Source organism: Nitrospirota bacterium, from assembly GCA_040757335.1.
Lineage (GTDB): Bacteria > Nitrospirota > Nitrospiria > 2-01-FULL-66-17 > 2-01-FULL-66-17 > JBFLXB01.
Window position 1 is genome coordinate 1 of the sequence record JBFLXB010000043.1, and the last position, 22,770, is coordinate 22,770.

13 protein-coding genes are annotated in these 22,770 nt (G+C 65.4%); all 13 read left to right on the forward strand.

What is annotated here, in order from left to right; translation table 11 throughout:
- Window positions 1–112: 112 nt before the first annotated feature.
- The 13 genes from AB1451_15870 (at window position 113) to AB1451_15930 (ending at window position 22,664) form a co-directional block, all read left to right on the forward strand.
- On the forward strand, window positions 113–6,796 hold the full coding sequence (locus AB1451_15870) for a PKD domain-containing protein (GenBank protein ID MEW6684374.1): 6,684 nt from the start codon (window positions 113–115) through the stop codon (window positions 6,794–6,796).
- Between the two features lie 90 nt (window positions 6,797–6,886).
- A complete protein-coding gene (locus tag AB1451_15875) occupies window positions 6,887–7,321 on the forward strand; it encodes a hypothetical protein (GenBank protein ID MEW6684375.1) in 435 nt (144 codons plus the stop codon).
- Window positions 7,296–7,769: a hypothetical protein gene (locus AB1451_15880; GenBank protein MEW6684376.1), complete on the forward strand. Its 474-nt coding sequence runs from the start codon at window positions 7,296–7,298 to the stop codon at window positions 7,767–7,769. The genes AB1451_15875 and AB1451_15880 overlap by 26 nt, the downstream gene beginning before the upstream one ends.
- Complete coding sequence (locus tag AB1451_15885) at window positions 7,766–9,586, forward strand: S8 family serine peptidase (protein ID MEW6684377.1); 1,821 nt, start codon at window positions 7,766–7,768, stop codon at window positions 9,584–9,586. Before AB1451_15880 ends, AB1451_15885 begins: the two co-directional genes overlap by 4 nt.
- A gap of 26 nt (window positions 9,587–9,612) precedes the next feature.
- On the forward strand, window positions 9,613–10,158 hold the full coding sequence (locus AB1451_15890) for a hypothetical protein (protein ID MEW6684378.1): 546 nt from the start codon (window positions 9,613–9,615) through the stop codon (window positions 10,156–10,158).
- Between the two features lie 113 nt (window positions 10,159–10,271).
- Window positions 10,272–16,646, forward strand: coding sequence for a fibronectin type III domain-containing protein (locus AB1451_15895; protein ID MEW6684379.1), 6,375 nt, complete (start codon window positions 10,272–10,274; stop codon window positions 16,644–16,646).
- A gap of 97 nt (window positions 16,647–16,743) precedes the next feature.
- Entirely contained in the window at window positions 16,744–17,241 is a 498-nt protein-coding gene (locus AB1451_15900; GenBank protein MEW6684380.1) for a cohesin domain-containing protein, read from the forward strand.
- Between the two features lie 388 nt (window positions 17,242–17,629).
- Window positions 17,630–18,037: a cohesin domain-containing protein gene (locus AB1451_15905; protein MEW6684381.1), complete on the forward strand. Its 408-nt coding sequence runs from the start codon at window positions 17,630–17,632 to the stop codon at window positions 18,035–18,037.
- Between the two features lie 135 nt (window positions 18,038–18,172).
- Window positions 18,173–18,799, forward strand: coding sequence for a class I SAM-dependent methyltransferase (locus tag AB1451_15910; GenBank protein MEW6684382.1), 627 nt, complete (start codon window positions 18,173–18,175; stop codon window positions 18,797–18,799).
- A 23-nt stretch (window positions 18,800–18,822) separates the two neighbouring features.
- The gene (locus AB1451_15915; GenBank protein ID MEW6684383.1) at window positions 18,823–19,530 is read left to right on the forward strand and encodes a family 16 glycoside hydrolase; all 708 of its coding nucleotides are present in this window, start codon (window positions 18,823–18,825) and stop codon (window positions 19,528–19,530) included.
- Between the two features lie 37 nt (window positions 19,531–19,567).
- Entirely contained in the window at window positions 19,568–20,614 is a 1,047-nt protein-coding gene (locus tag AB1451_15920) for an extracellular solute-binding protein (protein ID MEW6684384.1), read from the forward strand.
- Window positions 20,611–22,188, forward strand: a complete 1,578-nt coding sequence (locus AB1451_15925; GenBank protein ID MEW6684385.1) for a hypothetical protein — start codon at window positions 20,611–20,613, stop codon at window positions 22,186–22,188. The genes AB1451_15920 and AB1451_15925 overlap by 4 nt, the downstream gene beginning before the upstream one ends.
- Window positions 22,185–22,664 carry an ABC transporter ATP-binding protein gene (locus AB1451_15930; GenBank protein MEW6684386.1) on the forward strand — a complete coding sequence of 160 codons (480 nt, stop codon included), beginning with the start codon at window positions 22,185–22,187 and terminating at the stop codon, window positions 22,662–22,664. The genes AB1451_15925 and AB1451_15930 overlap by 4 nt, the downstream gene beginning before the upstream one ends.
- Window positions 22,665–22,770 lie beyond the last annotated feature (106 nt).

The following is a 22,770-nucleotide window of genomic DNA, read 5'->3' on the forward strand; positions in this document are numbered from 1 at the left end:
GGCCCGCCCCCCTCGGGCGGGGGGTGGGGGGGGGGGGGGGGGCGGCGGGACAACCGTCACCATCGCTCCCTTCGACCCTGACGGAGGCTCGATTCCGGCGTTTAAATACATCGTGAACGTGGACAATGCCCCACCCGTGAACCCGGACGGGCTCACTGAGGCGGACCGGTGCGATCCCTGTCCTTCGTCGCGGGTCTTTGACAGCTACAGCCCGGTGGTGGCCACCGGCACCTGGCGCGATGGGGAACCCCTTCCGCTGGTGACGCTGCCCGATGGACGGTATTTTGTGACAATACTCTCCGGGACTGCGGTCGCGGGTGACGACAAGCCGGATGATCTCGAGATTCGAAACGGCGGTCTCCACAAGCTCAATGGCGTGCACTTTACCATGCCGCATGCGACCGGGACTGTTCAGGTCCATCTCGACGCGGACCCCCTGCCGTCCTCGCAGATTACCATTCAAGTCTTTGAGGACAACTGGCCGCTCAACGCGGCGTGGGATATTGGAACGGAACGTGCGCCCGGGGCGCGTGACCTCAACAACGACGGGGTCATTGACGAGGCCGATCGATTCCGCGCGGTCCTCAGCGACAGCCTGGGCGGGGTGACCACCGACGTGTTCGGGAACCCGCTCTGTTCCGAGTACGATGCAGCCGGGGAACTGATTCTCGGCACCGGGGGCGCGTGTTACTCCGACGAGACCGGATTGATTCATATCAAAAATATCGCTCCGAATAAGTACGGGATCGAAGTGGTACCCCCAGTCGGGGCGGGGTGGTTTCAGACCACCACGATTGAAGGCAGCAAAACCATCGACGCGTGGGTCCAAGAGGGCAACACGCCATACCTGCCCGAGGAGATCGGGGGCCAGAGCTACCATATATTTCACGGTTTTGTGAAGCCGTGTACGTTTGGTGATGCCGCGGACCGGTGTACGACCAACGACACGGCCGGAGCAGGAACGATCCACGGTCAGGTCAAGAAGCTCGTTCCGGCGCGGCCGCCGTTTGTTATTCAGGACGGTGTGGGTGAAGTGGTTAAGTACCCCTGGGTGGCGCTGAACAACCTGAGCGGCAACAACGAACTCGTGGCCCTCGTGCGTGGCGATGAGACCGGAGCCTTTACCATCACCGGCGTACCGGACGGCTTGTACCAGGCCGTGGTGTGGGACGATCCCCAGGACTACATTATCAGTCTATGGGCGGTGGCTATGCCGCAACTGACCCCTGATGGAGCCGGCGGGTTCACCGAGAACCGGAGCGTTGAATTGAAAGATCCGCGGCTCGGCGTTTTACCGATTCCGGACTGGTGGGGCCGGTTGCACGGAATGGTCTATCTTGATTGGAACGAAAACGGCGTGCAGGACGATCCTGGCACGGAGAAGGGGCTGCCGGGCGAGTACGTGGAGGTGCGTCACCGTGACGGGAGCCTGTTGTACTCCACGGTGACGGACGCCACCGGTCACTACATGTTCCGGGAGTTCTTCCCGTTCGGCCACTTCATGGTCGCTGGGGTCGGCTACACCCGGTTCGGCGGTACCGGCGCCAACGTGGTGGCAGGCGAAGGCCAGCTCGAGTTGGGTCAACCGCCAGTTGAAGCGCGCACGGACCTGGGGCCGGTGTTGACCATGACCCTCAAAAATCTTGAGGGCGACGTCAACCGGATCGACTGGGGCAAGAAGCCATACCCCTTGACCGCTGATGGGTACACCCAGGTCATCAACGGCGGGATCTCAGGCTCGATCTGGTACGCCACGACCCGCAACGAGGAAGACATTCGCTGGGCCGCGGCTGCCGACTGGGAGCCTGGCGTGCCTGCGGTCACCGTGAACCTCTACGCCCCGGTGCTCGATGCCCAGGGCAACCTGGTGATGGATCCATCAACCGGCGGCGCGCGCAAAGGCCGCTGGATGGGGATGGTCACGACCGACGATTTCACCTCGAGCAAACCGACTGATTGCTCGGTCCTTGACGCAACAGGCTTCCCAACCACTGATCCCGACTGTCGCGAAATCTTCAGCACCTGGAACCAGGTGCGGCCCGGTGTCTACGACGGGGCGTACCAGTTCTTCTACGATTGCAGTGATCCGAACAATCCCCAGGTGCTCAAAGATCCGGAGAACGCCGCCGACCCATGCGTGCCATTGCCCGCGGGGACGTACCTCGTGGAAGTGGTGGCGCCCGATGGGTTCCTGCACCTCACGTCGAATGATCGCAACGTGATCGATGCCGGGGATGAGTTCCTCCGCGCGCTCCGGGAGCCTGCGCACTGCGTGGGGCCCACGTATCTGGTGGAGGACCGCGACAACCCGTACGTCGGGACCATGGTGAACCGGTGCGACGTCAAGGCAGTGACGGTCGCTGCGAACGGCAATGCTCCGGCGGACTTCCGGATCTTCACCGAGGTGCCGATTCCGGCACGCATGAAGGGCTTTGTGAACGACAACATCAACCTCGAGGCCAATATCGGTATTCCGCAGTTCGGCGATAAGACCGGGGTCGCGAACCTTCCGGTGTCCATCAAGGACTTCAAGGGGCACGAGATCGCGCGCGTGTACACGGACTCCAACGGGTACTTCGAGACGTTGTTGCCGTCCTCGCAGCGCGTGAACGTGCCGACGCCTTCGGGTGTATCGCCCAATGTCGTGTTGGTGTATGCGAACGATCCGGGTACCGCCGCGAATCCCGATCCTCACTTCAACGTCGCCTACAACACGCTGGTGATGGTGTTTGAACTGTTCCCGGGCAAGACCGTGTATCCCGATATGGCGCTCACGCCGCTGAACGGATTTTTGGCCAATAAGACGATCGACTGCGGACCTGGCGCGGATACGCCGCAAATCGCGAGCGTGTCGCAGCCCTATGGGGACAATTTGGGCGCATCGTCGATCACGATCAACGGGGCCGGTTTCGGGGCGTCGGGTCCCGGGAGTAAGGTCACGCTCAACGGGGTGGATGTTGGTTACTCAGCGTGGAGCGACACATTGATCGACTTCACGATTCCCGCCACCATGCCCGCTGGTCCCGCGCAATTGCTGGTCACGGCGGACAACGGCAAGACGAGTCCGACCGGGATCACGATCCACGTCACCGGTCCGGGATACTCGCCGACCTTTGTGTTCGCGGGCAGCAACCTCCAGTTGGCGATCGACGGCGCGGCCCCGGGCTCCGTGGTCCTGGTTCCGCCAGGGATCTACCGCCAAAACCCGATCGTGTGGAAGCCGATCACCCTGCAGGGCTACGGGCCGAGCGCCTCCATCATCGACGGCGCATTCTTAGACCAAATCAACAGCCCGTTCTGGACCAATCAGATGCTCAACTTGATTGCGACCAACCAGATCGATGTGGTTGCAGGTCAACCGATTGAGAACATCCTGGCCACGGTCACGGTGGTGGCCCAGGACGGGGCCGGGGGGAACGTGCACATCGACGGGCTCACGATCCAGGGCGCGCGAGTCGGCGGCGGGATCCACGTCAACTCCTTTGCCCACAACACCGAGATCAGCAACAACCGGATCCAGAACAACTTCGGCCAATTCACGGGCGGGATCGGTTTGGGCTTTCCGAACCGTGGGAACAACCAGATCAACACCCCGCGGATCCACCACAACCGGATCACCCACAACGGCACGCTCGGGGATGCCGGCGGCATCGGCGTGTTCCACGGGGTGAACGGGTATCAGATCGACCACAACATCATCTGCGCCAACGGCACCATGACCGCTGGGGGCGGCATCAGTCACCTGGGGACCAACCTCGGGGCGCAAGCGAACATCGACCACAATGACATTCTGTTTAACTGGGCGTTCATCAACGGCGGCGGCATCTCGCTGCAAGGGCCGCCGCCGGCCACCCCGGCGGATCCCTCGCCGGGCACGGGGTCCGTGGCGATCGACACCAACCGGATCCAAGGGAACTTCGCGAACGAAGACGGCGGCGGCGTGGAGCTGCGCGCAATCGGGACCCACGAGGTGCGTGTGGTCAACAACATGATCGTGAACAACGTCTCAGCGGAGCAGGGCGGCGGTCTCTCGGTGCGCGACAGCGCCAACCTGACGATCGTGAACAACACGATCGCCAAGAACACGTCCACGTCCACGTCCGCGGCCCTGATCCTGGAACCCGGGCCGCACGCAGCAGGCATGGTGATCTACCCGAACACCACGCCGTTCCAGGGCTCGCTGCCGCCGGGGGCGAAAGAAATCAGCGACCCGTATCTCTTTAACAACATCTTCTGGGACAACCAGGCCTACGTGTGGGATGCCTTAGCCCAGGTCCTGTTCCCGACCGGGCCGTTTGACTTGGCGGCGTACCTGTCGACCGAACAGCTCTCATACGCGCGCAACAACCTGTTCACCACGTTGCCGGCAGCCGTGGATTCCGACGCGCACAACCAGGTCGGCGCCCATCCCTTGTTCCTGTCCGAATACGACACCGCGCTGACCGGCATCCCAGTACGGGCCGCAGGCGAGGTGGCGATCAATCCCTTGGCGGTTCCGGTCACGGTGCTGTTCGAGCCGCTCGCGCCGCTGGGTGACTACCACATCAATGGGAACTCGCCGGCGATCGAGTACGGCGCGTTCGGCATCGCGGGGGCGAGCGCGGGCCAGGTGATCGTTGCGCCCGGGGTCGACTTCGACGCCCAGGCCCGCCCGATCAACGCGTGCGTGGACTCGGGGGCCGACGAAACGGCGCTCACCGGTCTGCCGCGGCCGTGCGAAGTGCATCCGATGGCTGATGCCGGAACCGCGGTTGCAGGCGTGGAGGGAACGGCCGTGACGTTCGACGCGTCAGGGTCGATTCCATCCGGGTTCATTAGCTCGTATACCTGGAATTTCGGCGACGGCTCGCCGCTTGAGATCCTGGCGACGCCGTTCGCCTCGCACACGTACCAGGACGACGGTGTGTACACGGTGACACTCACGGTGACGGTGCTGTCGGGCCTGGCGGATTCAGCCACGACCACGGCCACGATCGCCAACCTCCCGCCCCTGGTGAACGCGGGCCCCGACGTGGTGGTGCTGGCCGGTGTCGCCCACACGTTCAGCGCGACGGCGAACGATCCCAGCCCGATCGATCAGTCGACCCTGCAATACGAGTGGACCTTTGGCGATGGCGGAACAGCCGCCGGCACGCTCACGCCGACCCACACCTACTTCTTCAACCTGTTGCAAGACACGTACACTGTGACGTTCACGGCCACGGACAAGGACGGCGGGGCCGCGAGCGACACGCTCACGGTCACCGTGGACGCGGCACCCGTGATTTACTCCACTGCGGTGAACAGGGCGGTGGTCGACTTCCCTTACAGCTATCAGGTGCGCGCGCTCGACCTCGACAATGACCCGCTCACCTACACCGTGCTCTTGGGTCCCACGTGGCTGTCGATCAACCCCGCAACCGGGGAACTCTCAGGCACTCCGGGAGCGGCCGATATCGGCGATTCCACCGTGATGGTTCAGGTGAGCGACGGATTGATTGGCGTCGATACCCAGCTCTTCACCCTGTCGGTGGTGGGTGACGCGATCTTTGCCGACAGCTTCGAGACCGGGACGATCAATGGCCCAGTCTCGAGCGTGATTCCCCAGTGGGGCGGAGTCGTGGGGCAGAACGCGGCTCAGACCAATCTGACGATCCGCGACGCGCTGCACCCCACGGTCGGGACCAAGGGCTTGCAGCTCAAAGTCGGAAACAACCGGTACCTCGTCGATGCGACACCGGATGCGGAACCCTTCTATAGGGCCCGGTTCTTCTTCGACCCCAATGGGTCGACCATGGGCAGTGCGGCGGCTCCACAGACGATCTTCGCGGGCGTGACGGCCGCTGGCAACGAAATCTTCCGCGTCCAGGTCGCGATGATTTCGGCTGGTAACTACCAGATCCGCTCCCAGGTTCGGTGGGGGAGTTTCCCGCTCGGGTTCTACACATCAAGCCCCTGGGTTCCGCTGACCAATGACGTCCACACGATCGAGGTGGCGTGGACGGCGTCGACCGACGTACTCACCGGGGACGGGTCGCTGTCCCTGTTCCTGGACGGCAACACGGCGGCGCCGATCGGCTTGTTGCTCGGGATCAACAACGCGCCACAGCGAGTCGATGCAGCCCGCCTCGGCGTGGTGGGGACGACCGGCGCGGCCGGCGGAACCCAGCACTTCGACGACTTCGTGTCGGTGCGCAGGTCAGCGATCGGCACCACGATGTTGCAGGAGCGCTTTGATGGGACCACGATCAACGCGGCTCGGTGGACCGAGACCGATCCGAGCAACTTTCTGACCCAGAGCGGACAAATCGTCTGGACCTCGGGCTCCACGGCTGCTGCGCGCCAGGGCCTCCTGGACGGCAAGTTCCAGGTGGACGGCGACTTTGACGCACGCATCGAGATGCGCCTGCCGAGGTGGCAGAACCCGTTGACCACGGGTGCTCAGCAGACGTTCCGGTTGATCGCCGCGAGCGCGACGCCTGGCGGACTACCGGATACGAGCCATCAACTCACGATCGGCAGAACCCGAGTCCGCAACGGGTTCAACGGGTTCGAGTCGATCCGCACCGAAGGCGGGGTGTCGAGTACCGCGCAGGTTCTGTCGGGCCTGAACAACACGTTCCTGCGGTTTGTCCGGACCGGGGGAACGTTCGTGACCGCGTACTACTGGGATGGGACGACCTGGATCCTGTTGAATACGGCGACCCTTCCGGCTGGCCCGGTCGTCTTCTCGCTCGATGGCCAGGTCACCGCAGGTGTCGCTGCGATCCGCGTCGAAATGGATACGCTGAAGGTGACCGCAGGAACCTTGCCGTAGCAAGGGGATCGGACTCGTGAGGACGTGATGCAGTCACCAGGGAAGCCTTTTCGGCGAGCGGGTCGAGGAGGCTCTCTTTCCCGTTGCGTCGTGATCAGCGTGGCGCTGTTATGCGGCTGTTCCCACGCTCCGATACCGGTTTCCGACGAGGCACCGGCGTTTTCCCCTTCGCCCGCAGGCAGCCAGCGTCTTGCGGCGGAGTTGGGAGTTGAAATCATCTCGCTACGCACCACGGCGGGAGGCCACATGCTGGACCTGCGCTACCGGGTGACGGACCCTGACAAGGCGCGAGCCGTCCTTCGGGAAAATTCACAGATCGATATCCAAATCCTCGATATGACGACCGGCACCGCACTCATGGTGGGCGAGTCCGACTTAGGCAAGCTCCGGACCAAGAGCACGAAGCCCAAGCGCACAAAGGTGTACTATTCGCTGTTCGACAACCCGGGCGCGGCGGTCAAGACGGGCGCTGAAGTGGCGGTCAAGTTTGGCTCTGTCCGTGTTGACGGGATCAGGGTGGAATAACGCGGTGGCGGCGGGATGTCAGGTGCTCATGATGGGAGTGCTTTCGTCGCTGCTCGTGTGGGGCAGCGGCTGTACGAGCCGCGCTTCGGCGCTCATGGCGCCCGATCTGGACGAGGCGATCCGCGGTGCTGCGGAGGGCGAGCTGATCCCGGTGATCCTCACCTTGCCGCCGTTTCCGGGCGAGGATTCGGGACCGTCCGACGGCGGGATCCAGGCGCGCAAGCAGTGGGCGGACAAGACCCAGCGCGCGGTGCTGGATCTGCTGGAGGCTCGGCAGCGCGAAGGACACGCGGCTCGAATCCGGTCCTTGTGGATCACCAACAGCATCGCGGCGCATGCCACGGTTCGTGTCATCCGTGAACTCCAATCCCGAGACGATATTCTGACGATCGCACGTGACCGCCCCCTCTTGCTCCCCGAGCAGAGACCCGAACAGGGGACGCCGTGAGCGGGTTCGCGCTGTCTCGATTGGTAGGCCTTGTCGCGGCCCTTGGGGCGCTCCTGAGCGCCGCGGCCCCGCCCGCGTGGGCGGGGCGGATCGCCCCGGAAGTGGACGGCGCGCTGCGTGCGAAGCCGCCAGGCGCGCGGCACCGAGTGATCGTCAGGCTGCCCGGCGCTCCGGCGCTCGACGAGTCGGCGCTTCACGGGCGCTCCAAAGCGTTTCGGAGCCGCGCCGTGGTGGGAGCGTTGCGTTCGATCGAGCGGGAGCAGAGGCCCGTGATCGAAACCCTCAAAGGCCACCGCGCGGTGGGCAATGTCGACCGCCTGCGGTCGTTGTGGATCGCGAACGCAGTGGCGGTTGAAGCGTCGGAGAATACGCTCCGCGACTTGGCTGCAGCGTATCCTGATCTGGAGATTGTCGAGGATCGGCCGATCAGGTTGCTGGCGGCGACATCCAATCTCACCCAAGTCAAGGCACCCGACGTCTGGGCCCTCTCGCCCCAGGGCTACACCGGCGAAGGGGTGGTGATCGCGATCGTGGATACCGGGGTGGATGGTGCTCATCCCGCTCTTTCCACCCGATACCGAAGAGGCAGCAACGGATGGTTCGACGCGTTCGATGAACACGCGACCCCGTTCGACGCGAACGGTCACGGCACAGCGGTCGCAGGCATCGCCGTCGGCGGGGACGCCTCGGGCTCGGCGATCGGCGTGGCGCCCGGGGCGCGATGGATCGCGGCGAAGATTTTCTCTGATAACCCGACCGCCCAGGCATTTGAGTCCGACGCAGCGGCGGGTCTGCAGTGGGCCCTCGACCCTGATGGCAACCCGTCGACCGATGACGGAGCCGATGTCATCAACGGGTCGTTTGAAGTCGCGGGGGCTTCGGCGGTGTGCGACGCCAACTCGCTGCTTCGCTCCGCGGTCACGCAGGTCCGCAACGCGGGGGTGGTCGCTGTGTTTGCCTCGGGCAACGCTGGTTCTCCGGTGGTCCCGGCCGCCTATCCCGAGGCGATGGCGGTGGGCGCTGTTGACCAGAACGATGTTCTCTACGTTTTCAGCGGGCAAGGCACAACGGCATGCCGACCCACGTCGGTGTATCCTGATCTTGTTGCGCCCGGCGTCGCAGTCACGAGTGCCGATACCACGTTGGGGGGCGCAACCCCTGGAAGCCCAGTTCAGTCCGTGACCGGCACCTCGTTCGCCGCGCCCCACGTTGCGGGCGCCGCGGCGCTGCTGTTGAGCGCGTACCCGCACCTGAGCGTGAACAGCATCGTCGCCGCGCTCTCCATGAGTGCGGTGGATCTGGGAATTGCCGGTTCCGACGACCAGTTCGGGGCGGGTCGGCTCGACACGCTGGGTGCATTGAACTACGTCAAGCAGAACTTGCCGGCCCCCCCCGCGGGTGCTGAGGTCAAGCAGTTGGGTGGAGCCCTGGGCGTGATGTGGTTGCCGTCCCCGACCACCATGGTCAGTTCTTACTCAGTGTCGCGCAATGGTGCGGTACTGGCCACGGGAGTCACGGGTTCCTCCTACGATGATTCGTCGGCCTCTACTTCGGCGTCTTACACCTACACGGTGTCTGCCGTGAAGAACGGGATTGCAAGCGATGTGGCCGATGCCATGTTAGCCAACATCAGCCGCGGCGAGACGCTGACAACGGATCGTGTCGATGGGTTCGACCTCGTGGTGCTGCAGGCAGCCATGGGGTCTGCGCCGGGGATGGCAAACTGGAATCCTGCGGCGGATCTGAACGGAGATGGCTTGGTCAACAGCGCGGACTTCGCGATCCTCTCAACGCACTTCGGCCAGGTGATGAAATGAACCCGCGATCGCGCACGAGTGGGCTCGTGCGTTGTACCAGCCTCGTCGCCGTGATCATGCTCGCAGGGTGCAGCGGTGGCGGCGGGGGCGGCAACGACCCGACGCCCACTCCCACGCCGACGCCCACCCCGACGCTGAGCTTCACGCCAGATTCGAGTATCACGGCGACGTCGCACCTATTGGCGCTGGTGCTGAATACGAGCGAATCGTCGGGCAGTACGGTCGTCCTGGATGTGATGGCGAACGGCATTGAGACCGGTGCGGTCGCGGGCCTCGCGGCAGATATTCGGTTCGACGCGGCCAAGATGGCGTATCAAGGGTTCGAGGCCGATAGCGCGGGAGTGGGGGTCGCGCTGGCCGCCCCCCTGGAGACGGACTCTTCGGTCGTGATCCTCGGAGTCCATACGCTCAAGGCCGCCAACGCGCGGCTCGGCAAGTTGCGCTTTGTCCTCACCGTGGGGGCGGCGTCAGGACAAGTGAGCATTCCGTCCACGGCATACATCAGTGCCGGGGGCGGCTCGGTCGCGAATCCGACCCTCGTGGGCCGGGGAGGAACGATCACCCAGTCGTAACAGAGTTGGGGAACGCTCCCTCCCAGTCCGCGACAGGATAGATTGGTTTGCCCTGCCGCGGCTTGTCGTTTGAAGCAGTTGTTCAGCCCAGAAGATCGATGGAACGCGCAATCATGAGGGCGAGCGCACGACTCCTGCTCTCTCTGCTGGGGGCGTTGGTGGGACTAACGGTCCCAGCGAGCGCGCAGACGCTGAATATCTACACCGTGGCCGGGGGCGGGGCAGGGGATGGCCGGCCAGCGAGCGAGATTGCGCTCAATGCGGCCTCGGGCGTGGCCGTGGATGGCGTGGGCAACCTGTACATCGCGGACCAGATCAACCACCGGATTCGGAAAATGGACGCGGGGACCGGCGTGGTGTGGACCATCGCGGGGACGGGGCGGATGGGCTTTGCGGGCGACGGCGGGCCGGCAAGCGCGGCGCAGCTCAACAGCCCGTTTGGCGTGGCGGTGGATGCGAATGGCCACGTGTATGTCTCGGATCGCGGCAACCACCGCCTCCGCCGGATCGACGCGGTGACCGGCCGGATCGCGACCGTGGTGGGCACCGGGGCGGCGGGCTTGGGGGGCGACGGCGGGCCGGCGAGCGCGGCCGTGCTCAATGGGCCGTCGGGCCTGGCGGTGGATGCCGCGGGCGCGCTCTACGTGGCGGACACCAACAATCATCGCATTCGGAAGGTGGCGGGGGGCGTCATCAGCACCGTGGCCGGCGGCGGCACAGCCGGCCTGGGCGACGGGGGCGCGGCGACCGCCGCGCAATTGGCCGCGCCCCAGGGCGTGAGCGTGGAGGCGAGCGGCACCCTGTACATTGCGGACACGAATAATCATCGCGTGCGGCGCGTGGCGGGGGGCGTGATCAGCACCGTGGCGGGGAGCGGGAGCGCGGGCTTCTCGGGCGACGGGGGCGCGGCCACGGCCGCGCAGCTGGCGAGCCCGTCGGGCGTGGCGGTGGCGAGCGGCGAGCTGTATATCGCGGACACCAGCAATCATCGCATCCGGAAGGTCGCGGGCGGGGTGATCAGCACCGCGGCGGGCGGCGGGCTCACGCTCGGGGATGGCGGCCCGGCGAGCGCGGCGAAGCTGGCCTCGCCCCTGGGCGTGTTCACCCGCGGGCGCACGCTCTACATCGTGGACACCAACCAGACCCGCATCCGCACCGTGGACCTGGACAGCGGCGTGATCACGACCGTGGCGGGCAGCGGGCGGCCCTACTTTGCGGGCGACGGGGGGCCGGCCCTGCTCGCGGGGCTGAACTCGCCCGGGGGGATCGCGTTCGATCCGGCGGGGCATCTGTATGTGGCCGATCGCGCCAACCACCAGATCCGCAAAGTGGACGCAGGGACTGGCGTGATCAGCACCGTCGTCGGGACCGGGACCGCCGGCTTTAGCGGGGATGGCGGCCCGGCCACGGCGGCGAACGTGAACACGCCGTACGATCTGGTGGTCGACTCGGCCGGCACGCTCTACTTTACCGATCAGGGCAACCATCGGATTCGGAAGGTGAGTGCGGGCAGCGGCGTGATCTCAACCATCGCGGGCACGGGGAGTGCGGGGCTGTCCGGGGATGGAGGGGATGCCGCGCTGGCCAAACTCTACCGCCCCGCCGGACTGACCATCGACGCGAGCGCCAACCTATACGTGGCCGACTCCGTCAACAGCCGGATCCGCAAGATCGACGCGACCACCGGCGTCATCACCACGGTGGCGGGGAGCACTCCGGCGGGCGTCGCCGGCGGGTTCTCGGGCGACGGCGGCCCGGCGACGCTGGCGGAGTTGAACCGGCCGCTCGGCGTGTCGATCAACCTGCTGGGCGATCTCTTCATCGCCGACACGACCAACAACCGGATCCGTCGGGTGGATGCGACGGGCGTGATCAGCACTGTGGCGGGCGGCGGCTCGCCCTACCTGGACGACGGCAGCCCGGCCACCAGCGTGGCCTTGACCGGCCCGCCGGACGTGGTCGCCGACCCCAGCGGAGCCGGCTACTACATTGCCGACCCGGGATCGTTCCGGGTGCGGCGCGTGGGCAGCGACGGACTGATCAGCACCGTGGCGGGCACGCGCGAGCAGTCGGGATTCGCGGGGGACGGCGGGCCCGCGACCGTGGCGCTCCTGAACGGCCCGTACGGGGTCGGCCTTGACGCGGCCGGCACCGTGTACCTGTCGGACAGTCTGAACAACCGCGTTCGCCAGGTGACGGCCGCGAACCAGGCGCCGTCTTTTTTCGTCCACGAAGACGTCACCGTTGAGGCCGGCAGTGTGCGGGGCGGCCAGGTTCTCGCGACTGGTCCCGAGACCGCCGATGCCGTGGTCCTGTCCGCGGCCGGCCTCCCTGGATTTGCGGTGCTGACCGACCACGGCGACGGCACTGGGGTGGTGACGATCGCTCCGCCGGCCGGAGCGACCGGCACCTATTCAGCCATCGTGCTGAGCGCAAGCGACGGAGTCACGGCGGCGGCGGCTCCGATGACCATCACGGTCACGGCGGCCAACCAACCGCCTGACGGGGTCATCGACGCCCCGAGCGGGGACGTGACAATCGCGGCCGGGCAGAGCGTCACGTTCGCAGCCACGGGAAGCGATCCCGACAACAGCGTGCCATTGGCGTATCGGTGGACGTTTGGCGGCGGGGCGGCAGACCAGAGCGTGGAGGATCCGGGGGCGGTGGTGTTCCCCACCCCCGGGACGTACACCGTGACCTTCACCGTCACGGATGCGCTGGGCCTGGCCGATCCCACGCCGGCCGCGCGAGTCATCACGGTCCAAAGCGCGCCGCCTGCCGCGCCCACCGCGCTGTCGGCGCTCGATCAGACTGCGGATAACGGCGGCGCGATTGTCCTCGCGTGGACACCGTCGACCTCCGCGGGCGTCACCGAGCAGCGGATCTACCGCTCGCTCACGTCCGGGGGTTCATACTCGCTGGTGACGAGCCTGGCCGGGAACACGGCGAACAGTTACACCCACACGGGGTTAACGAACGGGGCAACCTACTACTATGTCGTCCGAGCGTTCAACGGCACGATTGAGTCGGGCGACAGCAATCAGGCGTCCGCAGCCCCGGTGGACAACCTCGCGCCGGCAGCACCAACCGGGGTGAGCGCGGCCGACGCGGCGGGGGACCAAGGCGGCGCACTGGCGCTGAGCTGGATGCCGTCGACTGCGACGGATGTCACGGCGCAACGGGTGTACCGGAGCTTGACCAATGGCGGGCCGTACACGCTGGTCACGAGCTTCGCGAACAACACGACCAATGCCTACACTGACACGGGGCTGGCCAACGGGACCCCGTATTACTACGTGGTGCGGGCGTACGATGGGACGCAGGAATCCTCGAACAGCACGCAATCGTCGGCCGCTCCGGTGGACAACCTCGCCCCTGCGGCGCCGATGGCCGTCTCGGCGGTGGATCGGCCGGCGGACAACGGCGGGGCGATCGACCTGAGCTGGACCCCGTCCACCTCGATCGACGTGACGCAGCAGCGCGTGTATCGCTCGCTGACGAGCGGCGGGCCCTACACCTTGATTACGACGATCGGGAATAACACCACCGGCGCCTACACCGACCTCGGTCTGAGCAACGGCACGACCTACTACTATGTGGTGCGGGCGTTCGATGCGACCCAGGAGTCGGCCAACTCCAATCAAACGTCGGCCATACCGGCGGACAACGCCGCGGCGGCTCCACCGACCGGTCTCAGCGCGGCGGATGTAGCCGGGGATCAAGGCGGGGCGCTGGCGTTGAGCTGGACGCCGTCGACCGATCTGGACGTCACGGCACAGCGGGTCTACCGCAGCCTGACCGCGGGCGGGCCGTACAGCCTGGTGACGAACTTCGCCAACAACACGACCGCCGCCTACACCGATACCGGGCTGACGAACGGCACCACGTACTACTACGTGGTGCGGGCCTTCGACGGCACGCAGGAGTCCGCAAACTCCAATGAAGCGTCGGCCGTGCCGGTGGACAACTTCGCTCCTGCGGCTCCCACGGCGCTCAGCGCGACCGACGTGGCGGCCGACCAGGGTGGGGCGCTTGCCCTCAGTTGGACGCCGTCGACCGACCTTGACGTCATCGCGCAGCGGGTCTATCGCAGCACGACCACGGGCGGGCCGTACACGTTGGTCACGAGCGTGGCCGACAACACCACCGCGGCCTACACCGACACGGGGCTGGCCAACGGGACCCCGTATTACTACGTGGTGCGCGCGTTCGACGGGACGCAAGAATCCGCCGACTCCACCGAGGCCTCGGCCGCGCCCGTCGACAACACCGCGCTGGCTGCCCCCACGGCGCTGAGCGCGGCCGATGTGACGGGAGACAATGGCGGCGCGCTCGCGCTGAACTGGACGCCCTCGACGTCCACGGACGTGACGGCGCAGCGTGTGTATCGGTCCACGACCGCGGGCGGGCCGTACACGCTGGTCACGAGCTTCGCGAACAACACGACGGGGGCGTACACCGACACCGGTCTGACGAACGGGGCCACGTACTACTACGTGGTACGCGCGTTTAACGGGACGCTGGAGTCCGCGAACTCGAATGAGGCATCGGCGGCGCCCGTCGACAACACGGCGCCGGCCGCGCCAACCGGGGTCAGCGCCGCGGATACCCCGTCGGACACCGGCGGCGCAATCACCGTGACCTGGATGCCTTCTTCCTCGACCGACGTGACGTCCCAGCGCGTCTATCGGAGCACGACGTCGGGTGGGCCGTACAGCCTCGTCACAAGCTTCGCGAACAATACGACCAATACCCATACCGACACGGGGCTGACGAATGGGACCACCTATTCCTTCGTGGTCCGCGCATTCGACGGCACGCAGGAATCGGCCAACAGCAACGAAGCCTCGGCCGTGCCGCTCGACAACTCCGTGGCGGACGCTCCCACCGGGCTCAGCGCGGCGGACACGCCGTCGGACAACGGCGGGGCGATCAATCTCGCGTGGACGCCCTCGATTTCGGCGGGTGTGACCGAGCAGCGGATCTACCGCTCGCTCACTCCCGGGGGCCCATACTCGCTGGTGACGAGCCTGGCCGGGAACACGGCGAGCAGTTACACCCACACGGGGTTGACGAACGGGGCAACCTATTACTATGTCGTCCGAGCGTTCAACGGCACGATCGAGTCGAGCGACAGCAATCAGGCGTCCGCAGCCCCGGTGGACAACCTCGCGCCGGCCGCACCAACCGGGGTGAATGCCGTGGACACGCCGGCGGACAATGGCGGGGCGATCAACCTGGCGTGGACGCCGTCGACCGACCTTGACGTCATCGCGCAGCGGGTCTATCGCAGCACGACCACGGGCGGGCCGTACACGTTGGTCACGAGCGTGGCCGACAACACCACCGCGGCCTACACCGACACGGGGCTGGCCAACGGGACCCCGTATTACTACGTGGTGCGCGCGTTCGACGGGACGCAGGAGTCGGCGAACTCCAACCAGGCGGCTGCGGCTCCGCTCGACAACCAGGGTTCCAACGGCGAGACCGACACGGTGCCCCCGGTGACAACCGCACGTCCCGCCAGCGGGGCATACGCGGCAGATCAACCGGTCACGCTCGTCTGTGCGGACAGCCAGACGGGGTGCGCAGCCACCTACTACACCACTGATGGGACAATGCCGACCACGCTGTCTTTGCCGTACAGCGGACCCATTCCGCTCGGCACGAACACGATCGTGCGATTCTTCTCGCGGGACCATGCTGGGAACACTGAGACAGTCCAGACGGAGACCTACACCGTCGTGCGCACACTGATGGTATCGAAGGCCGGGAGTGGTGGTGGAACAGTCGCCAGCACGCCGACCGGTATTCGCTGCGGAGGAGATTGTAACGATCTTTATGCTGATGGGCAGTCCGTGACCTTGACCGCGGAGGCGGATGCCGGTTCGATCTTTACGGGCTGGAGCGGCATGTGCAGCGGGACCGGGACCTGTATCCTCGTGATGACAACGGACCGCCTCGTGACGGCCACGTTCACGATGCTGCCCACGGTCAAAACCGGGACCGTGGCCAGGGTCTCGGCGACATCGGCAACCCTTACCGGTATGGCCAATGCTCATGGTGGCGCAGGATCAACCTGGTTTGAGTATGGCGTCACATCGGGCTATGGAAACAGTACCTCGAAAGATCCTCTGCCGGTCGGCGGTTCCGACGTGACTCTCATGTCCGAGATCACATCCCTTTCGCCCGGGACAAGCTACCGCTACCGAGTGTGTGCACAGGTGTCCGGTCAGAGCGTGTGCGGATCCGATACGTTGTTCACGACGCGGTCCTCCGCGTTGGGTGCCGACGGAGATATCAGCTCCGTGATCGCGGTCTCCGCGGCCCGCGTCGACGGCTACGACCTGATCGCGCTGGGCCTGGCATTTGGCGCTGATGCGTCGATGCCCAACTGGAATCCCCTGGCGGACCTCAACGGAGACGGGGTCGTCGATGGAAAGGACCTCACAATTCTCGCCATTAACTTTGGCCGGGTGCAGCAGTGAACCTGCTGACCGCCGTCGACGCTTTCGCAGGCTATTGCTCAGAAAACGGGGAACTGTCGTGTCACATGGCGTGAGACCGCTCGTGGTCGTATGGCTCATGCTGACAGCCTGTGGGAGCGGGGGCGGTGGGGGGGCCTCTCAGACAGACATTACCGCGAGCTTTGCGCCGGACGCGGCCGCTCCTTCCAGCAACAGCCTCAGCCTCACTCCTCAGCTCGCACAAGGCGACCTGATCATGCTGAACGTGGCGGCGACATCCCTTGCCACGCCGTCGTCAGGCGCAGCGTTCGACGTGGAATTTGATCCGTCGCTCGTGAACTTTATCGGGTTTGCGCCAGGCACATTTTTCGAGAGCAGCGGCTCCGTGGCCTACCAAGCAGCCCTCCAAGGAGGGAGCGACAATCGGCTGGTGGTCGGGATCACCCAGCAGGCGGGAACGGGCGTCAGCGGAAGCGGCAACCTCATCGAGCTTCACTTTAAAGTGCTCGGGATCGGAAGCAGTGCCCTGACCTTTGCCAACAACAACCTGACCGATCCTTCCGGAAATCTTATTCCTGCTCTCACCTGGTCCGGTGGAACGTTATCGGGATCGTGAGATGTCGAAGGGGACGCGCAGGATAGCTCTGGCCGGCCTCATGTGTGTCGTGGGGATTGGGTGCGTGATGGCGCCCCAGCTCCCTCTGCAAGATCCAGATCAAACGTATCAACGACTCACTGAGGACATCCATCGGCGTCCGTATGATCCGCCTCCGCGACACAAAGCACTAACCGGAATACCTGGGGAGGATTTCTCTGTCACGGAGGGAAGCCTTGATCTGGGCAACGAGAATCTTGGTTCCGGCGGGGATCGGGTGGCTCGCACGGATGCCGATCGGTCCCCGGAGCACGGCCCTCCCGGTGCCCCAGCTCCCGGGCGATCGCAGTCACGCCGACAGGAGTCTCGCCCCGGCGGGCAGGCACCAAATCCCGCGGGCGCGCCGCTGTTGGCGCTCTTGACGGTCCCCAGCGCGGGCCACGTAGGGGACGAGGTGACGGTCAACGTGGTGGTAACCGGGGTTGAACGTCTGTACTCCGCGCCGTTCTACCTGTCTTATAACCCTTCGGTTCTGGAACTCACGAAAGTAACCCAGGGCGAGTTCTTAAAGCAGGATGGCCAGCAGACAGCCTTTCTCCACGCCAATCACGCGGAGATGGGGCGAGTCATGATCGGTCTGTCCCGACTCGGACAGGTCGACGGCATCACGGGAGCGGGGGTACTCGTCTCGATAACGTTTCTGGCCAAGGCTCCCGGAATCGGAACGTTTGCGGTCCACGAGGCCGATTTCCGCAACACCGCCATGGAGGCTATTGCGACTCAGGTTGCGTCAACCGCGATCAGGGTGGCTGACTGACTCCAAGCGATCGGACGAAACGCCCCAGATCACCTATGCTGCGTGCAGGATCAGACAAGCCACCGTGCTTCAAAGGATCACCAGACCACGACCCGCTCCGCTTCCCAGATCAGTTCCAATAGGCGTTCGTCATCGATGAGGGGATGGGGTGTGTCGACGCCGCGTGTCTGGGCGTCGGTTGCAAGAGATGAGACGGTCGGGGCCCGGTCTTGCATTGCAACAGCGTGCTCGGGCGCTCTCTGCCATAGCTCCCGCGTGGTCGGCATCGACACGTCATTTGAGATGCTCGCGATTGCCCGCGAAAAGTTTCGTGCGGCTCGTCTTCCTGGTTCATGGGTATACGGCTCGGCCGAGTCGCTCCCCCTGCGGTCAGCAAGTGCCGACCTCGCCGTGGCCGTCGCAACCCCAACGGAATCAAGGCCTGGATCAGCGCCACCTTCGCGTCCACCGCCTCCAAGTCCCACGCGACCTCGGGGATCGTCTTGCAGTTTCCGATCGACTTCGCTACTGTCCGTTTCACGCGGCTCCTCCTTTTACGCACGAGGAAGATCGTTGCACCTTCTGGCCCGAACCGGGCTGGCCGATCCCGATCCCGCGATCCGAAAACGCATGCGGTCCACTACCCTGAGAAGCGGACGCTTCCAGGAGGGGAGACGGACCCGACCGGGATGGAGATCGATTTGTGGGTTCGTTCAAAGGAAACCAACAACAAGAACTTTCCACCGTATGAAGTGTTTCTCCATCTTTATTGGGATGAAGTGACCTGGCGGTAACAGGAGGAAGACATGAAACTGAAAATTTGCCTTCACACAACCGCAGCGGTCGCCCTGACAGCGCTGCTCCTTGTGTTCTCATCCATGGTCGGGGCGCAGGAAGAGCACGCCGTAGTCCCAAAGGACAGCGCCGCGGCCAGGTGGACCTTTGATGATGTCGAGGCCGGCAAACTTCCCAGGGGGTGGAAAGCCGAGGGCACGAATCAGCGTGGGCCGGTGGCGAGGTGGGTCGTCAAGGCGGACGCGGACGCACCGTCGAAACCGAACGTGCTCGCGCTCACGGACGCGAAAGAGGGTTGGGGCGGTACGTTTAATCTTCTCTGGATGGACAAGATGAAATTCAAGGACGGCGTGATCGAGGTCAAGGTCAAAGCGGGGACCGGCCGCGAAGATCAGGGCGGCGGTCCGATCTGGCGGGTCCAGGACAAGGACACCTACTACATCGCCCGCTGGAACCCGCTGGAAGACAACTTTCGCCTCTACTACGTCAAGGATGGCGCCCGCAAAACGCTCGAGGACGCCAAGGTCAAGGCTGACCCTGCAAGATGGCACACAATTCGGATCGAACAGAGTGGCGATGAGATCAAGTGCTCTTTCGATGGCAAGGAGCTCATGAAGACCCGGGACGCCACGTTTCCCGGCGCCGGCGGCGTTGGCCTCTGGACCAAGGCGGATGCGCTGACCTCGTTCGACGATCTGATCGTGAGCCGGACGCCATGAAATGGGATCGGGTGGCCTGTGAAGGGAGACCACGCCCGTGACTGAACGCGCAGAACGAATTGGGCCGCGGATCAAGATCCTTGGCGCAGCCCTCTTGCTGCTGGGCGCGGTCGCTCTGGCGTGGTTCCTGCGCGGAGGCGGAGCGGACCGGCTCGTCGTGGTCTACACGTCGGTCGATCAGGTCTTCTCCGAACCGGTGCTCCGGCGCTTCGAGGAGAAGACCGGCGTCCGCGTGCGCGCCGTCTACGACACCGAGGAGACCAAGAGCACCGGCGTCCTCAACCGCTTGATCGCCGAAGCGCAGAATCCCCAGGCCGACGTGTTCTGGTCGGGCGACCCGGTTCGTCCTTTTCTGCTCGTCGATCGTGGTCTCGTCGAACCCTATGTGTCGCCACAAGCGCTGGAAATCCCCCAGGGTTTCAAGGCGGCCGACGGAACCTGGACCGGCTTTGCGGCCCGTGCGCGTGTGTTGCTGGTGAACCGGGAGCGGCTCGGCGGTCGCCCCATTCCGCGCTCGGTGGAGGATCTTGCCGACCCGCGCTGGCGAGGAGAGGCGGCTATGGCCAACCCGGTCTTCGGAACGACCACAATGCACGCGGCGGCGTGGTTCAGCATGTGGGGCGAGGAAGAGGCCAAGGCGTTCCTCACCGCGATCAGGGAGAATCAGGGCAAGATTACCAGTTCAAATGGCGAGGTGAAGCGCTTGGTAGTCGCCGGAGAGGTCACGTTCGGCTTGACGGATACGGATGACGCCTTCGTCGCCATTCAATCCGGAGCACCGGTTGAGGTGGTCTACCCGGATCAGGACGGCATGGGCACGCTGGTGATGCCGACGGTCGTCCTGTTGATCCGCGGCGGGCCGAACCCCGAACCGGCCCGGCGGTTGATCGATTACCTGCTTTCCGCCGAGGCCGAGACGATGCTGGCTGAGTCGGCGGCCCATATGCCGCTTCGGCCTGATGTCGCTCACCCCGAGCCTGTTCGTGCCGCCAGAGAGCTTCGATCCATGACGGTCGACTACGCGGACGTTGCCAAGCGAATGGAGGAGATCCAGCCCTGGCTGCGGAGGTGGTCCGGACTATGACACTCGCTGCGAAACGATGGCAACAGCACGCGATCATCGGTGGAGTGGGGGCGCTCTTCGCCGTTTTGGCCCTTCTTCCTCTTGCCTGGCCTCTCATCGGTCTCCTGAGGAGGGAGCCGGGCGAGGTCCTCCAAGGCATGGAAGTGTTCGGGTCGTCGAGGCCTTGGGTCCTCTTGGCACGCTCGCTCGGGCTGTCCGGCGCTGTCGTGATCGGCGCGCTTGTCATCGGAACGCCGATGGGACTTCTCGTGGCGAGGACGGACCTCGCGGGGCGGCGGGTGCTCCTCTTTGCTCACGGGTTTCCCATGTTCCTGCCCCCGTTCCTGCTGGCGCTCGGGTGGTTTTATCTCTTGGGTCGGCAGGGGTTTCTCGGGAGTGAGACCTCGGCCAGCCTGCTGTTTCACCCGCTTGGTCACGTGGCCGTCCTGAGCCTCGCGTTCGCACCGGTGGTCACGGCACTGGTCGTCTTGGGCCTCTGGAACCTCGATCCAAACCTGGAAGAGGCGGCCCGGGTCGTGGCCCGTCCGGCACGCGTGGCAATCGGCATCCTGTTGCCGGCGGTGTGGCCGTCGGTCGCCCTGGCGGGAATCCTGGTCTTCGCGCTGGCGTTCTCGGAGCTCGGCGTGCCGATGTTCCTGCGCGTCGATGTCTACCCCGCCGCTGTCTTCTCGCGCCTGGGCGGAATCGACTACGACCCGGGTGAAGCCTTTCTCCTGGCCTTGCCTCTCGTCCCGGTCGCGGTGGCGATGGTGGTTCTCGAGCGCCGGCTCTTTCGCAAGCGCCCGCTCGACGTCCTCGGGCTGCGGCACAGGAGTCGGGAGCCGCTCCCGCTTGGAGCCTGGCGTGGAATCCTCTCGGCCGCCTGCTGGGGGCTCGCGTTGCTGTCGCTTCTGCCGCTGGCCGCCCTGGCGGTGAGGGCCGGGACCGGCGGAGGTTTCGCGCAGATCGGCCGCTGGGTGGGTGGCGGCCTCTTCAACAGCCTGCTGGGGTCGGGGCTCGCCGCCACCGCGATCGTGGGCATTGGCGCGATCCTCGGCCACGGCTACGCGCGCAGGCTTCCCGCCTCGCGGTTCCTGGATCTGGTGGGCGTCCTCGCCTTTGTGGCGCCGGCGGTCTTGCTCGGTGTCGGTCTCATCGCGCTCTGGAACCGCCCGGACACCCGGTTCATCTACGGAGGCATCGGCATCATTGTGGTCGGGTACGTCGCCCGGTACGCCATGATCGGGATACGCACGATGGCCGTGGCCGTGGCGCAGAGTCCGCTCTCCCTGGAACAGGCCGCGTCGGCATTCGGAGCGGGGTTCGCGCGGCGGCTCATGACCATCGTGTTACCGCTCCATCGCCGCGCGCTGATGGCCGCCTGGCTTCTGGCCGTGGTCTTCTGCCTGCGGGACCTGGAAACAGCGGTGCTCTACTACCCTCCCGGGTGGGAGCCGCTGACGGTGCGCATCTTCACCCTCGAGGCGAACGGGCCCGAAGCGGTGGTCGCTGGACTCGCGATCCTCCATGTCGTGATGACGGCGGCCGTGCTGGCTGCCGGCGCGCTGGTTCTGAGCCGGAGGCAGCGGGCGTGAACTCGGCCATATCGCTCGATGGGATTCACTTCAACTACGACGGAAGGTCGGTGTTGTCGGGTCTCAGCCTTCGCGTCGAGAATGGCGAGGTCCTCGCGTTGCTCGGACCATCTGGGTGCGGAAAGAGCACGGTGCTGCGCCTGATCCTCGGACTTGCCGTGCCGGCAAGAGGTTCGGTGCGGTTGGGGGGCGTCGCCGTTAGCGAGTCCAACCGTCTCCTTCTTCCACCCGAGGAGCGCGGGCTTGCGATCGTGTTTCAGGATCTCGCGTTGTGGCCTCACCTCACCGTGCGCGGCAATCTGAGCTTCGGCCTCGCGGCCAGGCGCGTCTCTCCACGCGAACGGGAATCCCGGATCACCGCCACGCTGGAGCGCCTGGGACTCGGAGACAAGGCGAGCCGCTACCCCGGCGAGCTGTCCGGGGGTGAGCGCCAGCGCGTGGCCATCGCCCGCGCCCTAGGAGGCTGTCGGACTTGAGCGTGTTGAGCGCAGTATTGGCCGGACTCGTACGGTCCGCAGGCGCTGAGGGGCCGTCAGCGGCCCCTCAGCGGGCCCCAGGCCGGTCCCTGGTCGGGTCATCCGC